12 protein-coding genes and 1 riboswitch are annotated in these 13,085 nt (G+C 63.2%); of the genes, 3 read left to right on the top strand and 9 right to left on the bottom strand.

Annotated features, from left to right (window positions below; all coding sequences use genetic code 11):
* Nucleotides 1-117: 117 nt before the first annotated feature.
* The 7 genes from AC07OO_RS22830 to AC07OO_RS22800 are packed head-to-tail and all read right to left on the bottom strand — an operon-like array spanning nucleotide 118 to nucleotide 7,611.
* Nucleotides 118-900, bottom strand: coding sequence for an ABC transporter ATP-binding protein (locus AC07OO_RS22830; protein WP_495084446.1), 783 nt, complete (start codon nucleotides 898-900; stop codon nucleotides 118-120).
* The gene (locus AC07OO_RS22825) at nucleotides 897-1,976 is read right to left on the bottom strand and encodes a FecCD family ABC transporter permease (protein ID WP_495084445.1); all 1,080 of its coding nucleotides are present in this window, start codon (nucleotides 1,974-1,976) and stop codon (nucleotides 897-899) included. Before AC07OO_RS22825 ends, AC07OO_RS22830 begins: the two co-directional genes overlap by 4 nt.
* Nucleotides 1,973-2,875 carry an ABC transporter substrate-binding protein gene (locus AC07OO_RS22820; RefSeq protein ID WP_495084456.1) on the bottom strand — a complete coding sequence of 301 codons (903 nt, stop codon included), beginning with the start codon at nucleotides 2,873-2,875 and terminating at the stop codon, nucleotides 1,973-1,975. Before AC07OO_RS22820 ends, AC07OO_RS22825 begins: the two co-directional genes overlap by 4 nt.
* Nucleotides 2,875-3,471: a bifunctional adenosylcobinamide kinase/adenosylcobinamide-phosphate guanylyltransferase gene (locus AC07OO_RS22815; RefSeq protein ID WP_495084444.1), complete on the bottom strand. Its 597-nt coding sequence runs from the start codon at nucleotides 3,469-3,471 to the stop codon at nucleotides 2,875-2,877. The genes AC07OO_RS22820 and AC07OO_RS22815 overlap by 1 nt, the downstream gene beginning before the upstream one ends.
* Nucleotides 3,468-4,295, bottom strand: a complete 828-nt coding sequence (locus AC07OO_RS22810) for an ABC transporter substrate-binding protein (protein ID WP_495084443.1) — start codon at nucleotides 4,293-4,295, stop codon at nucleotides 3,468-3,470. Before AC07OO_RS22810 ends, AC07OO_RS22815 begins: the two co-directional genes overlap by 4 nt.
* A 2-nt stretch (nucleotides 4,296-4,297) precedes the next feature.
* A complete protein-coding gene (locus AC07OO_RS22805; RefSeq protein ID WP_495084442.1) occupies nucleotides 4,298-5,737 on the bottom strand; it encodes a cobyrinic acid a,c-diamide synthase CobB in 1,440 nt (479 codons plus the stop codon).
* A 2-nt stretch (nucleotides 5,738-5,739) separates the two neighbouring features.
* Entirely contained in the window at nucleotides 5,740-7,611 is a 1,872-nt protein-coding gene (locus AC07OO_RS22800) for a TonB-dependent receptor domain-containing protein (protein WP_495084441.1), read from the bottom strand.
* An 81-nt stretch (nucleotides 7,612-7,692) separates the two neighbouring features.
* Nucleotides 7,693-7,928, bottom strand: a riboswitch (cobalamin riboswitch).
* A gap of 35 nt (nucleotides 7,929-7,963) precedes the next feature.
* Here AC07OO_RS22800 and AC07OO_RS22795 point away from each other — a divergent pair.
* From AC07OO_RS22795 to AC07OO_RS22785, 3 genes are all read left to right on the top strand, one after another.
* Nucleotides 7,964-8,194, top strand: coding sequence for a DUF904 domain-containing protein (locus AC07OO_RS22795; RefSeq protein WP_495084440.1), 231 nt, complete (start codon nucleotides 7,964-7,966; stop codon nucleotides 8,192-8,194).
* Nucleotides 8,191-8,571, top strand: coding sequence for a cell division protein ZapA (locus tag AC07OO_RS22790; RefSeq protein WP_495084439.1), 381 nt, complete (start codon nucleotides 8,191-8,193; stop codon nucleotides 8,569-8,571). Before AC07OO_RS22795 ends, AC07OO_RS22790 begins: the two co-directional genes overlap by 4 nt.
* Before the next feature lie 218 nt (nucleotides 8,572-8,789).
* Nucleotides 8,790-9,602 carry a sulfite exporter TauE/SafE family protein gene (locus AC07OO_RS22785; RefSeq protein ID WP_495084438.1) on the top strand — a complete coding sequence of 271 codons (813 nt, stop codon included), beginning with the start codon at nucleotides 8,790-8,792 and terminating at the stop codon, nucleotides 9,600-9,602.
* A gap of 17 nt (nucleotides 9,603-9,619) precedes the next feature.
* On the opposite strand, the gene AC07OO_RS22780 is transcribed toward AC07OO_RS22785, so the two are convergent.
* The gene (locus AC07OO_RS22780; RefSeq protein ID WP_495084437.1) at nucleotides 9,620-11,665 is read right to left on the bottom strand and encodes a putative bifunctional diguanylate cyclase/phosphodiesterase; all 2,046 of its coding nucleotides are present in this window, start codon (nucleotides 11,663-11,665) and stop codon (nucleotides 9,620-9,622) included.
* Entirely contained in the window at nucleotides 11,662-12,957 is a 1,296-nt protein-coding gene (locus AC07OO_RS22775; protein WP_495084436.1) for an HD-GYP domain-containing protein, read from the bottom strand. Before AC07OO_RS22775 ends, AC07OO_RS22780 begins: the two co-directional genes overlap by 4 nt.
* Between the last annotated feature and the right edge of the window lie 128 nt (nucleotides 12,958-13,085).

Here is a 13,085-nt window from a genome sequence, read left to right as displayed (position 1 = left end):
CGGTGGGCGTTTTGCGCAGGTAAAGGAGGAGGCCGAAGGCCGGGGGACACGGAGCAAAACGCCCACCGCGCCCGCTCCGGCCCTTGCTCGCTACAAAAGTTAAAACTAAGGGTCTGCTCATTTGACCTTGGGCAACGCCACCCACTGCCCTTCAATGGAATGAATCGCAATCCGCTGGTCAAACACATTGACCAGGGCCTGGTGCGTAGCCGGATCGCTGCTGGCCCCGTGGTGCAACAGACGTCCATTCGCCATAACGACGACGCGGTCTGCATGCAGCGCCATCCCGATTTCATGCAACACGCTGACCACCGTATGCCCCTGCCCTACCAGGCTCTGCACCACCGCCAACCAATCGGCCTGATGCGGTGGGTCCAGGTTGGCCAAAGGTTCGTCCATCAGCAGCACTTTGGCCTGGACCGCCAGTGCGCGGGCCAGCAACACGCGTTGGCGCTCACCGCCGGAGAGCTGACCCAGCGAACGGAAGCGCCAATCCCAGGCCTGGGTAGCGCGCAAAGCTTGCTCGACCGCAGCTTCATCGGCGGCACTGGCGGGCGCCAGCCAGGCCTGGTGCGGCAGACGGCCGAGCATGGCCACATCCCACACCGTCAAGTCATCGGCCGAGGTTTCGTTTTGCCCCAACCATGCCATCTGCCTGGCACGCTCGCGCAGCGGTATGGCAGACAACGAGGTTCCCCACAACGACACGGTGCCCGTATGTGGCAAGACACCGGCCAAGGTCTTGAGCAAGGTGGACTTGCCCGCGCCGTTGGGGCCAACGATGCTGGTCCACTGCCCGGCTGCGATCTCCAGCGACAAGCCATGCAACACGACGGTCTTGCCCGGCCCACTGCCCATGGATGCGTGGATGGCATCGGCCTTCAGGGCTACCGCGCTCATGACGTGCTCCCCACTTTGGCCGGCCCGCGGTGCATCAGCCACAACAGGTAGCCGCCGCCCAGAACGGCGGTCAGCACGCCCACCGGTAGCTCCTGCGGCGCAATCAGCCAGCGGGCCAGTGTGTCGGCGGCCATCAGCAGCACGCCACCGACCAAACTTGCCAGCAGTATCAGCTGACCATGCGTGGTCTTGACAACGGAGCGCACCAGGTGCGGCGCAGCCAGGCCTACAAAGGCGATCAAACCCGTCTGTGCCACGGCGGTGCCAGTGGCCAGCGCCAGCACGGCCACCAGGGCTGCGCGCATGGGTGCCACGGCCAAGCCCAGGCTTTGCGCGGTGGCATCGCCCAGGCTCAAGCCATCCAGCACGCGGGCCAGCAGCCAGGCGGCGACGATGGTGACGGCCCAGACCACCAGCATCATGCTCACCGACACCCAGCCCACAAAGGCGGTAGAGCCCAGCATAAAGGCCTGCATGGCCTGCAGTGAGTCGGGTGACAGCAGCAGCACCAGATGCGTCATGGCGCCCAGCACCACGCCCACCACAACACCGGCCAGCAACAGCCGCAGCGTGTGGCCCACGCCGCGCGACAGCACCAACGTCAGCAACACAGCCAGCACGGCGCCAACAAAGGCCGCACCGGTCAGCCCCAGGCGCACCAGCAGGCTGCTGGAGAACACGCTAACGACCAGGCCACCGTTCATCATGTTGCCACCGCCCAGCATGCCGGCTGCGCCGCCCATAGCGGCCAGCGCCAGGGCCACGCCCAATGAAGCGCCCGAGGCGCTGCCCAGCAAATACGGATCAGCCAAGGGGTTGCGAAACAGCCCCTGCGCCACCGCACCGGCCAGCCCCAACAAGGCACCGGCAGCCCAGGCACCCAATGTGCGCGGCAGGCGGATCTCCCAGACGATTTGCTTGGCCATGGCCGTGCGCTCGGGGTCTTGCGCCGGATCGAGCAAGGGCTGCAGCAGGTTCTCAAAACCCACGCTGCCCACGCAGATGCCCAAGGCGGTGAGCGCCAATGCGCCGACCACCGCACACCACAGCATCCAGCGGATGCGCGCCTGCTTCATGGCTTGGTTTTCTCTGCGGTCACAGCCGCCGTTTTGGGGGTTTTGTCCACCAGACATTTGGCCATCAGACGCGCGCCTTCGGCCATGCGGGGCCCGGGGCGCACCAGCACGTTGGCGTCTTCGGACGCGAAGATGCACAGGCGCTGTTCGCGCAGCGCGCGGATGCTTTGCCAGCCCGGGCGCTGCTGCAAGCCGTCGGCGCTGCGCTGGCCAATCATGATGAGATCGGGGTTGGCCCGGACTATGTACTCCGGGTTGAGCTTGGGGAACGGCCCCAGCTTGGCGGGCACAATATTCTTGGCACCCAGGCGGGTCAATGTCTCGCCAATGAAGGACGACTCCCCTGCCGCATACGGTCCCTGGTTGACCTCGAAGTACACCTTGGTACCACGCACATTGGCTGGGATGGACTGGGCCGCGGCCGACACCCCCGCATCAATGGCACGCCAGATGCGCTGGGCATCCGCCACCTCCAGCAATTGGCCGATCTTGAGCATGACGCGTTGCACGTCGGCATGGCTCTTGGGCTCCAGCGCCACGACCTTGATGCCCAGTGCTTCCAACCGCTCACCCACACGGGCAGACTTGGCCATCAGCACCACGTCGGGCCGCAGCGCCACGATGGATTCCACATTGGGGTCCAGCCCGCCGCCCACCTGGGGCAGCTTTTGCACGCTGTCGGGGAAGTTGGAATAGCGGTCCACACCCACCAGGCGCGCACAGTAGCCCAGTTCGCAGACCGTCTCGGTCAGCGACGGCAGGATGCTGACGATGCGCTGCGGCGGGCCCGCCAGGGTGACGGTGACGCCACGGTCGTCAGTGACCTGGCCGGCCTGGGCAACGGCGCCAGCCAACAGGGCCGCGCAGGATAGAAGCAGTCGAACGGAGGGAACACGCATCATGGGGAAATATCTTTCAAAACCAAAGGCAGCCCAGCCGCCATCAATGTCACACGCTGGCACACACTGGCCACGTCTTGGTTCAGGCGGCCCAGGGCATCCACAAAGGCCCGCACCTCGCGGCCCATAGGGATCACACCCAAGCCAATCTCGTTACCCACCAGCACCACAGGACCGGGGTTGTCCTGGATTTCTATCAAAAGTGAAGCGGATCGCTCATATTCTGCGAGGGCTAGCGGGTGATTTTCCTTAAGCACTTCGGCGTCAGCAGGCATCAGCAGATTGGTCAGCCACAGCGTCAAACAGTCCACGACCACCAGTGTCTGGGGATCACCGTGCTGCGCGATCGCCTCGGCCAAGGCCATGGGCTCTTCAACGGTCACCATGCCAGGCACCCGTAGCGCCCGGTCCGCCTGGTGGCGCGCAATGCGCTGGCGCATCTCATCATCCCAGGGCTGGGCGGTGGCGATCAGCACGGCGCGGTGGGTGTCGGACTGGTCCAACCAAGTGCGGGCCAGCATCTCGGCGCGGCGCGACTTGCCGCTGCGCTGGCCGCCCAATATGAACTCGCTCTTGGCTACTCTGGGCAGGCTCATGTATGGGAGTCCATCCATTGAAGAATAATCTTGTGCATCTTGGCCACGCCGTCGGTCAGGGCCGCCGGACCCGGCTGCAAAATGTCGGGGGATTTGACTTCAAACAGCTGCTGGTCGCGAACAGCGCTGACCGCGCTCCAGCCTTCGCGCGCCGCCACATTTTCGGGCCGGAATTTCTTGCCGCACCAGGAACCGAAAATGATGTCCGGGTTGCGCCGAGCGATCTCGGCACCATCCGCAATGATGCGGTTTTTACCCAGGGACTCGGTTGACAGCTCGGCAAAGCAATCGTCGCCACCAGCTATCGCCATCAACTCGGAGACCCATCGTATGGCGCTGATGTGGGGCGTGTCCCACTCTTCAAAAAACACGCTGGGTCGCCGCGCGCCGGCCGCCACGCGTGCAGCTACTGTGGCCTGCATGGCGCGTAGATCGGCTTGCATTTTTTCAATACGCTGCAGCCCCTGCTCCGCCTCGCCCACCATGGCTGCCAATTGGTACAGCATGGAGAAAATCTCGGCCACGCTGCGCTGGTTGAAGATGGTGACCTGCACGCCTTTGCGCACCAGTTCGGACGCGATATCGGCCTGCAAATCGGAGAAACCCAGCACGCAATCGGGTTGCAATTCCATGATCTTGTCGATCTTGGCGCTCAGGAATGCGCTGACCTTGGGCTTTTCTTCGCGCGCCCGCTTAGGCCGCACGGTATAGCCCGAGATGCCGACGATGCGCGCCTCCTGCCCCAGCAGGTACAGCCACTCGGTTGTTTCCTCGGTCAGGCAGACGATGCGTTGCGGGCCGCGTGAAAAATGGAGTGCGTCCATGGTCAAACCGTTTGCTCCCGGTGTGGTGGGGAAAAGAGTTCTACCACGGCCGCCGGGCAGGACGGAAACCAAGCATGGAAGTAGCTGGCACGCAAGGCGCCCTGCTGCCACACGGCCTCACCGGCGTCGGCGGCGGGCACCGTGTCCGGGCGCGCCGTGCGGGCCACGGCCTGCAGCGGCGTGCTGGTCGTCGAATAGTGGAAAGTGTGGCCACGCAGGGTGCCGTTGGCCAAGGCCAACTGTTGCGGCCCCAGGCCCGCCAAGCGCTGGTGCATGGTCACCTCACCCGGTAGTAGCCCCCACTGCGCGTGGCGTTGGCCGTCCACCGTGACCAGGGTGTCAAACAAGGCCATCATGCCGCCGCATTCGGCCCATAACGGCTTACCAGCGGCGATATGGGCCGCCAGGCTATCGCGTAATGCCGTATTGGTGGCGACGGTGCTCGCGTGCAATTCGGGGTAGCCACCCGGAATCCACACTGCGTCGCAGGCAGGTAGCGTCTGGTCAGCCAAGGGCGAGAAGAAAACAAGTTCCGCCCCCAGAGCGCGAAGGCAATTCAGGTTGGCGGTGTAGATAAAGCAAAACGCCGCATCCCGCGCCACCGCAACCGTCTTACCCACCAAGGTAGGGAGTGCAGATGGTTGGCCGTTCTGCGCAGGTAAAGGAGGAGCCCGCATAGCGGGCGGGGGACACGGAGCAGAACGGTCAGCCACCTGCACTCCCGGGGCCATAGATGCAGCAACTTCCGGCCCCGCAAAATCAACCGACCAGCGCCGCAAGTCCTCCAAAGTCATCCGCCCCAATGGCGTGTCGGCCAAGGCATCGGCAGCCGCATCCAGCCGCGCCATGGCATCCGGCAATTCCGTCGCAATCGTCAGGCCCAGATGCCGCTCGGGCAGCACCATCGCCTCATTGCGCATCACCGCGCCCAACCAAGCTGCAGGATCCTGCAGGCTAGCCTGCAACATCTCGGCATGGCGCAGACTGGCCACGCGGTTCGCCAACACACCGGCCCATGGCATGCCAGCGCGGTAATGCTGCAAGCCAAAGGCCAGCGCACCAAAGGTACCTGCCATGGCCGACGCATCGACGACAGCCAGCACCGGCAAACCAAAGCGCTGGGCCAGGTCGGCCGCACTGGGCTCGCCATCAAACAGGCCCATGACGCCTTCCACAAGGATCAGGTCTGCCTCTTGGGCTGCGGCAAACAGGCGTGCACGGCAATCAGCCTCGCCGGTCATCCACAAATCGAGCTGGTAGACCGGCGCGCCACTGGCCAGGCTGTGCCAGTACGGGTCCAGAAAATCAGGCCCGCACTTGAACACCCGCACCCGCCTGCCCCGGCGCGTATGCAGGCGCGCCAGGGCGCTGGTCACCGTGGTCTTGCCCTGACCCGAAGCCGGTGCGGCGACCAGCACCGCGGGACAAGACACCGGCACCATGCTTACAAGGCCCAGTTCAGGGACACCAGCGCGTTGCGTCCCAGCGCCGAATAGCTATTGGCCAGCATGTACTTCTCGTCCGTCACGTTGTTGACACGCGCCAGCACCGACAGGTTTTTCTGCAGCTTGTAGTTCAGGCCCAGGTTCAACACCGTGTAGCCCGGCAGGACGTCGCGGCCGGTGAAGGCCAGGTTGTTGTCCTCGCGGTCGCTGGAGACCTTGACCTCGCCAAACACACTCACGTCACCAAAGCGGTGGGTTGCACGCGCGTTGAACACATTGCGCGCCACACGCACCAGGCGCAGGTCATTGGAGGCGGGGTTGGTGGAGTAGGAACGGGGGTCCGCATAGTCGTACGACAGCGAATAGCTGCTGTCGCCAGACCGCAGATTGGCCGTCAACGTAACGCCGCGCAACACCGCCAGGGAGCTTTGCACATTGGTCGACGGCACGATGAAGCCCTGGATGTCGTTGTTGTACACAACCGCACCCATGGACAGGTCACCCGCGGCGTACTTCAGGCCGACTTCTGAGCCGCGGTTGCGTTGCGGCACCAGGGCCGTGTTGCCAAAACCGGGGAAGTAGAGCTGGTTGAAGGATGGCGCCTGGAAACTGGTGCCCACACTGGCCACCGCACGCAGGGATTCGGTCATGCGGTAACCGCCCGAAGCCGACCAGTTGTTGAAGCTGCCAAACTGCGAGTTGTCGTCATTGCGCACCACAAACAAGGCATTCCACACCGGGCGGTTGAACGCATAGGAGGCCAGCGCACTGCGCACATCACGGCTGGTGACGGTGTAGGCGGTGGAGCTGTCCACGCTTTCGTTACGGTTTTCAACCATCAGTGACAGCACATCCTTGTCCAGGGTGATGTCGTTCTGCCAAGTGGCCTGGCGGCGGCTGGTGTTGAACTTGGTGCTGCCACCCCAGGCTCCGTCGGAAATACGGAAGTAGTCACCGAGGGACTGTTCGTCACTGTTGCCGACCGTCAAGGCGGAATGCCATTGGGGTAGCCACTGTGCGTCCCACTTGAAGGTGGCGTTGTTCAGGTTGACCTTGGCGCGCGCGTCTGTGGTCCCAGGGGTCAGCTTGAGCGGATTGGGCGAGGGAGTGGCGTCAAACTGGTACTCGTTTTCGTTGCGCAGCAGGCTCAGGCTCACGGAATGTTCACGGTTCAACTTGGCCGTCAACTTGGCATCCGCGCTGGTGGTATTGAAGCCATCATCATCCGGGTTGTAACTGCTGGCAGCGGGGTTGGAGAGCACGCTGATACCAGTGGCCTTTTCACGGGAGACGCCCAGGCTGTAGCCCCATATGCCACTGCTGCCGCGCACGGAGGCGCCGGCTTGCTGCTGGCCGTCGGTGCCGGCACCGATGTTGGCGTCAGCCTGCAGGCCCTCACCGGCATCGCGGGTGAAGATCTGGATCACGCCCCCCACGGCGTCGGGGCCATACAAGGCCGACGCCGGACCGCGCAACACTTCGATGCGCTCAATGCGCGACAAAGGCATATTCTCGTAGGAGGCGCCTCCCGAGGTGGCCGAACCTACGCGCACGCCGTCGACCAACACCAGGGTTTGCGAGGTGCTGGCGCCGCGCAGGAAGATGCCGGTGGTGGAACGGTAGCTGCCGTTGGTCGTCATCTGCACACCAGGCAATTGGGCCAGGATGTCACGCAGCGAGGACTGACCAGCCAGTTCCAACGTGGCGCGGTCGATCACGGACACATCGCCAAGGACATCGGTAATGGGGGTTGCAACACGCGATGCGGTCACCACGGTCTCGGGCAGTTGGACCTGAGCGTAGGCAGGGAATGCGGCGGCCAGCGCCAACGATAGCGTGGCAAAGCGCGCACCAGAAGTGCAATTTTTCATAGTAATAGAGGAACTCTTCGACAGACAAGTAGCCCTCGCTGTCTTCCCCGACAGCGCATGGGCATCACGGCCGCACGCAGGCGTGCAGCCACCGTATTGGCCGGTATCCGGGCTGGTGGAGCAACTCCCATCGCCTTCCCAGACGCGTGTTCAGGACGTCCAGTGGCTGTTGAGGGGAGCGGAGTCGTGAAGAATCGTCCACTTACCGTTGCGGGGGCAGCGCAGGTTAGGATGGCTGTGGACAGCGTACCCTCCTGCTTCCCGTTGAACTGCAGCGTGTGAACCACGCCGCGAGAACCAACGCAGGAATTTTACGTCAGTTTGATTGGCGAAACCCTACAATGCGCACTCTATGGCGAACCAGAACCACATCGACCAAATAGCCGAGCGCGTCGAGCGCCTGCTGGTGCGTTACGCGGAGTTGCAACGCACCAATGTTCTGCTGACCAACCAGGTGGAGGCGCTGACCCATGAGCGCGACACGCTGAAGTCACGGTTGAACGCGGCCCGTGCGCGGGTGGATGCCCTGCTGGATCGCCTACCGGATACCACGACGACTGCGGCGCAAAAAGACCCAACATGAAACAGCTTGAAGTTCAAATCATGGGGCAGACCTATTTGCTGGGCTGCCCCGAAGGCGGAGACGCCCGCTTGCTCGAAGCGGTGGAGCGTGTGGATACCGCGATGTGCAAAATCCGCGATGCGGGCAAGGTGCGCGCCCGGGACCGCATCGCCGTGCTGGCAGCCTTGAATTTGGCGTTTGATGTGCCTGAGCGTACCGCTGCCGCGGCTGCCGCCACGAGCGCCCCGGGTCTGCCCGATACCGATACTGCTGCACCGACACGCGCCGTTGACGACACACCGCGCACAGCGGAACATAATCCAGACTCCGACGTCCTGCTGATCTCGCTGCTGGAACGCCTGGACGAAGCCCTGGGTGAAGACGGACGGCTGCTGTAGGCCTTTCCGAAAGGCCTACAATCGCTTTGTCTGCAGTGTCCGCTGGGCTTTATATTTCCTGTAACCAATGCTCATTGAGCTCGGGCTTGGAATATTGCCTCGCTAGCGTGATCATCTCGCGTCAGATGAACCCAAGGCCTGCGCTGACCTTGCCCACCTGAACCCCGGTTCAGGATGCCGGTCCGGTGACATTTGCAGACACCCTATTCCGCTTCGTCATGCTGTCCCCCCTTCTGATTGTTGAACTGGCCCTGCTGGGCCTGGCCACCGGATTTCTGGCTGGCCTCTTGGGCATAGGCGGTGGCATGCTGATCGGCCCCTTCATGACCATCATCCTGTCGGCATTGGGTGTCCCAGCCGACCTGGCCGTCAAGATGGCGATTGCCACGTCCATGGCCACCATCATGTTCACCTCCATCTCCAGCGTGCGGGCCCACCATAAACGCGGCGCCGTGCGCTGGGATATCGTCAAGGGCCTAGCGCCGGGCATCGTCATCGGCGGCGCCCTGGCCAGTGCCGGCGTCTTTGCACTGCTCAAGGGCAGCTACCTGGCGATCTTCTTTGCGCTGTTTGTGGGCTTCTCGGCCACCCAGATGTTCCTGGACAAAAAACCCAAGCCCAGCCGGCAGATGCCGGGCATGGCCGGTCAGATAGCGGCCGGCAGCGTGATTGGCTTCCTGTCGGGCCTGGTGGGGGCCGGGGGCGGTTTCATCAGCGTGCCCTTCATGGTGGCCCACAACATTTCGATTCTCAACGCCGTGGCCACCAGTGCCGCGCTGGGCTTTCCGATTGCACTGGCCAATACCGTGGGCTACGTCGTCAGCGGCGCCACCCTGCCCGGCCTGCCGCCCCATTCGCTGGGCTATGTGTGGCTGCCCGCCCTGGCCGTCATCGCCAGTTGCAGCGTGCTGACGGCGCCCATAGGCGCCAAGGTGGCGCACCGTCTGCCAGTGGCAAAACTGAAGAAGGTGTTTGCGATCTTGCTGTATGGCCTGGCGGCCTACATGCTGTGGAAGGGCTTGGCGGGATAGGAGCCTGGGCCAGTCGCCTACAACCCCATCGGCAACGTCTCGTACAGCGACTCGAACTCTTCGGCCGGCAAGCCCGGTGCGCACAGGAAGCCCTGGAAAGCCTCGCACTGCAGGCCATGCAGGTACTCGCGTTGGGCATCGGTCTCCACGCCTTCGGCCACGACCGACATCTTGAGCGCACGGGCCATCGCGATGGTGGCGCCCACAATCGCGCGGTCGCCCTCGTCTTCGGGTAGGCCCATCACAAACGCGCGGTCGATCTTCAGCTTGGAGATGGGGAATTTTTTCAAATAGGCCAGGCTGGAATAGCCGGTGCCAAAGTCGTCAATGGCCAAGCTAAGTCCCAGACTTGCCAGCGCCCGCAGGCGGGTCAGGGTTTCGTTGACGTCCTTGATCAGGATGGACTCGGTCAGCTCCAACTCCAGCAGGCCGGGCTCCAGGCCCGCATCGCGGATGGTGCTGGCCACACGTTCCACAAAGTCGCCCTGCTGGAACTGCAAGGCCGAGACGTTGACCGACACCACGACCGGTCGGCCCGCCATCTGCCAGGACACAGCCTGGCGTACGGCCTCGGCCATGACCCAGTTGCCGATGTTGATGATGAAGCCCGATTCTTCGGCCAGCGGAATGAAGGTGGCGGGTGAGACATTGCCCAACTCCGCATCGCTCCAGCGCACCAGGGCCTCCACACCCAGCAGGCGCCCATCCTCCAGCGCGATCTGCGGTTGGTAGTGCAGGCGGAACAAGCCCTGCTCCATGGCTTGACGCATCGCATGGTCCATCTTGACCCGGGAGAGCAGGTCCACATTCATCTGCGGCTGGTAGAAACGGAAGTTACCGCGCCCGCGCTCCTTGACGCGGAACATGGCCGTGTCGGCGCATTGGATCAGCGTGTCCAGTGTGCGCCCATCGGCCGGGTACATGGCCACACCAATGCTGCAGCCCAGAGAGAAATTGACGGTGTCCAGCACAAAGGGCTGGGCCAGTTTTTCCAGGATACGCCGGGCCACAATCTCGGCACCCAGGGCATCGGCTTCTTGCAGGAAGGCGATGAATTCGTCACCCCCTACACGGCACAGGGTATCGACCTCGCGCAGCGCCTGCTGGATGCGGGCAGAAGCCTCGATCAGCACACGGTCGCCAAAGGCATGGCCCAGGGAGTCGTTGATGTTCTTGAAGCGGTCCAGGTCCACAAACAGCAGCGCAAAGGTGGACCCGTTGCGCTGAGCCGTACGCAACGCAACGGCCACACGCTGGGCCAGCAGCAAGCGGTTGGGCAGGCCCGTCAGCACGTCGGTGTAGGCCAGGGTTTCGATGCGCTTTTGGGCGTCCAGCCGCTCGGTCAGGTCGCGATAAGAGTAGACCCGCCCAACAACCCGGCTGCGGCTGGTCTGGGGCAGCGTCACCCGCTCCAGCATGCGGCCCGAACGCAGCAACAGGACGTCGGTGCATTCCATCTGCGGGTCGCTGGCAATGGCTTCCAGGCGGTCCTGGTAGGCGAGTTCGTCCTTCACACAGCCACGCAGATGCGCAAACAGCTGCGCATCTTCGTGCTGCTCCAGCATGTCGGGCGGCACATTCCACAATTCCGCAAAACGGCGGTTGTAGTGGCGCACAGAACCAGCCATGTCCACAACCAGAATACCGTCGCCCGTGGACTCCAGCGTGGCCCGCAGTTCAGACATGCGGTTTTCCAGTTGTTCTTCGGCATGGCGCTGGCGGCGCAGATCGCCCAATCCCACCAGGAAAACCGGCTCGTCGGGCGTCAGCCACACGCGGCTGACCTTGCGCTCCACCGGGATGGGCACGCCATCGCTGCTGCGCAACAGCGACTCCGAGAGAATCTGGTCAGCCAGGCCGGCGGCCACGTCTTCCCAAAAAAACAAATCCTCGGGTGAGCCGGTCAGCTCTACGATAGGTTTACCCAAAAAATCATCACGCGCCAAACCCACCATGCGCGCCAACGCCGCGTTGGCCGCCACGATGCGCAAGCTCTTCGGGTCCACCAGGCAGACCGCCTCCACCATCGCGTCCAGCAGGGGGCTGCAGGCGCTTGGTGTCATGCAAGCGCACCCATTTGCGAGTCGACAACCCGCTCAAAGAAATAGCTGACCCGCTGACGCGGTGCCAAAAAGTCCATGGCCGCACTGGGCAAACCAGCGGGTTTGAGGCTGCGGCGTATGCCGATATTGGGCGCCTGCTCCAGGTCTAGGATCAGGGCCTCATGCTTGGACACGCCGGGCTCGTGCACGATGATGCGCGGCTTCAGCGGGCGGGAGGAGTTCACCGACACCACCATGCCATAGCGCTCGTCAATCAACTGCACCACCGAGCCGGGGGGGTAAACGCCCATCATGCGAATGAAAGCACTGAGGGCCGCAGTGTCAAAACGGGTCTTGAGCTGCGAGAAGATCAGCGACAGCGATTCGTGTGGCGTCATCGCAGCGGCGGGACGGCTGGGATTGCAGAGGTTGTCGTAGCGGTTCACCAGGGCCAGAATGCGCGCGCCCACCGTCATGGACTCACCCTTAGCCCGGGTCGGAAAGCCGCTGCCGTCTGCCAGCTCGTGGTGTTGTGCAATCGCCAGCAGCGCGCCCTTGGACAGCTCCATGGCCTTGGCGGCCTGCACGCTTTTGGCCACGTGCTCCTGGTAGAGCTTGTACTCGGCGGTGGAAAAATTCTCTTCCAGCCAACGCACGCGGTCGGGCAACTGGGCCTTGCCAACATCGTGCAAAAAGGCGGCCATGCCCAGGTCGACCAGATCGGGTTGCGACAGGCCCATGGCCTTGCCCAGCAGCAAGGACACCACGGTCACATTGACGGGGTGCATAGAAGACTTGTCGCCCGCGCCTTCGGACAGTAGGCGTATCGCCGAATCCCCTTCGCCCAGCATATCGCCAACAAAGGTGTTGACCAGGGTCTGGCAATGCTCGGCTGCGGCCTTGGGTTGCGTGGGTATGGTCTCCAGCATCTTCTTGTACTGGCGTACGGCGTCGCCAAAGCGCTTTTCGCAAACCAGCAGGCTGCGCTGTTGGGATGCCAGCAATTCGGCACGCTGCTGGCGTGCGACCGCCTCACGGTGGGCGGCTTGGGCGCGCTCGATAGCGCTGGCGTCCAGTGTGGGCGCAGCCGGGGCCGCTACGGAATCGGGATCGGGGTCGCTCTTGGCCCGGTTGATGCGGATGCGCTCCAAACCCAAACCGCGAATGGTTTCGATTTGCTTGGTCGAAGAAATCTTGAAACTGCCTGTGGGAAACGGGTGAGACAACCAGCCCACATCCAGCTCCACAAACATGCCGATGCGCAGGGACTTGCCGTCCACCAGTTCAATGCCATCGTCTTTGCTGCTTTTCATGGGCCATCCTTTTTCGAGTCACACAACCCAAGCTCCCTCGCCATGAACCCACCCAAACTGGGGTCTTTGCTTAATCCACCTGAGCATACCCCATGTTTTTGGCGCATTCGGTAACATCGTATGCATGT

Source organism: Rhodoferax sp. GW821-FHT07G04, assembly GCF_059418585.1.
Note: the sequence above shows the minus strand (reverse complement) of the source record. Positions and strands in the feature narration are given on the sequence as shown.

Bases quoted from the DNA above. Each gene is read 5' to 3' on its own strand.
- AC07OO_RS22830 (WP_495084446.1), bottom strand. From the start codon at position 900: ATGAGCGCGGTAGCCCTGAAGGCCGATGCCATCCACGCATCCATGGGC.
- AC07OO_RS22825 (WP_495084445.1), bottom strand. From the start codon at position 1,976: ATGAAGCAGGCGCGCATCCGCTGGATGCTGTGGTGTGCGGTGGTCGGC.
- AC07OO_RS22820 (WP_495084456.1), bottom strand. From the start codon at position 2,875: ATGCGTGTTCCCTCCGTTCGACTGCTTCTATCCTGCGCGGCCCTGTTG.
- AC07OO_RS22815 (WP_495084444.1), bottom strand. From the start codon at position 3,471: ATGAGCCTGCCCAGAGTAGCCAAGAGCGAGTTCATATTGGGCGGCCAG.
- AC07OO_RS22810 (WP_495084443.1), bottom strand. From the start codon at position 4,295: ATGGACGCACTCCATTTTTCACGCGGCCCGCAACGCATCGTCTGCCTG.
- AC07OO_RS22805 (WP_495084442.1), bottom strand. From the start codon at position 5,737: ATGGTGCCGGTGTCTTGTCCCGCGGTGCTGGTCGCCGCACCGGCTTCG.
- AC07OO_RS22800 (WP_495084441.1), bottom strand. From the start codon at position 7,611: ATGAAAAATTGCACTTCTGGTGCGCGCTTTGCCACGCTATCGTTGGCG.
- AC07OO_RS22795 (WP_495084440.1), top strand. From the start codon at position 7,964: ATGGCGAACCAGAACCACATCGACCAAATAGCCGAGCGCGTCGAGCGC.
- AC07OO_RS22790 (WP_495084439.1), top strand. From the start codon at position 8,191: ATGAAACAGCTTGAAGTTCAAATCATGGGGCAGACCTATTTGCTGGGC.
- AC07OO_RS22785 (WP_495084438.1), top strand. From the start codon at position 8,790: ATGCTGTCCCCCCTTCTGATTGTTGAACTGGCCCTGCTGGGCCTGGCC.
- AC07OO_RS22780 (WP_495084437.1), bottom strand. From the start codon at position 11,665: ATGACACCAAGCGCCTGCAGCCCCCTGCTGGACGCGATGGTGGAGGCG.
- AC07OO_RS22775 (WP_495084436.1), bottom strand. From the start codon at position 12,957: ATGAAAAGCAGCAAAGACGATGGCATTGAACTGGTGGACGGCAAGTCC.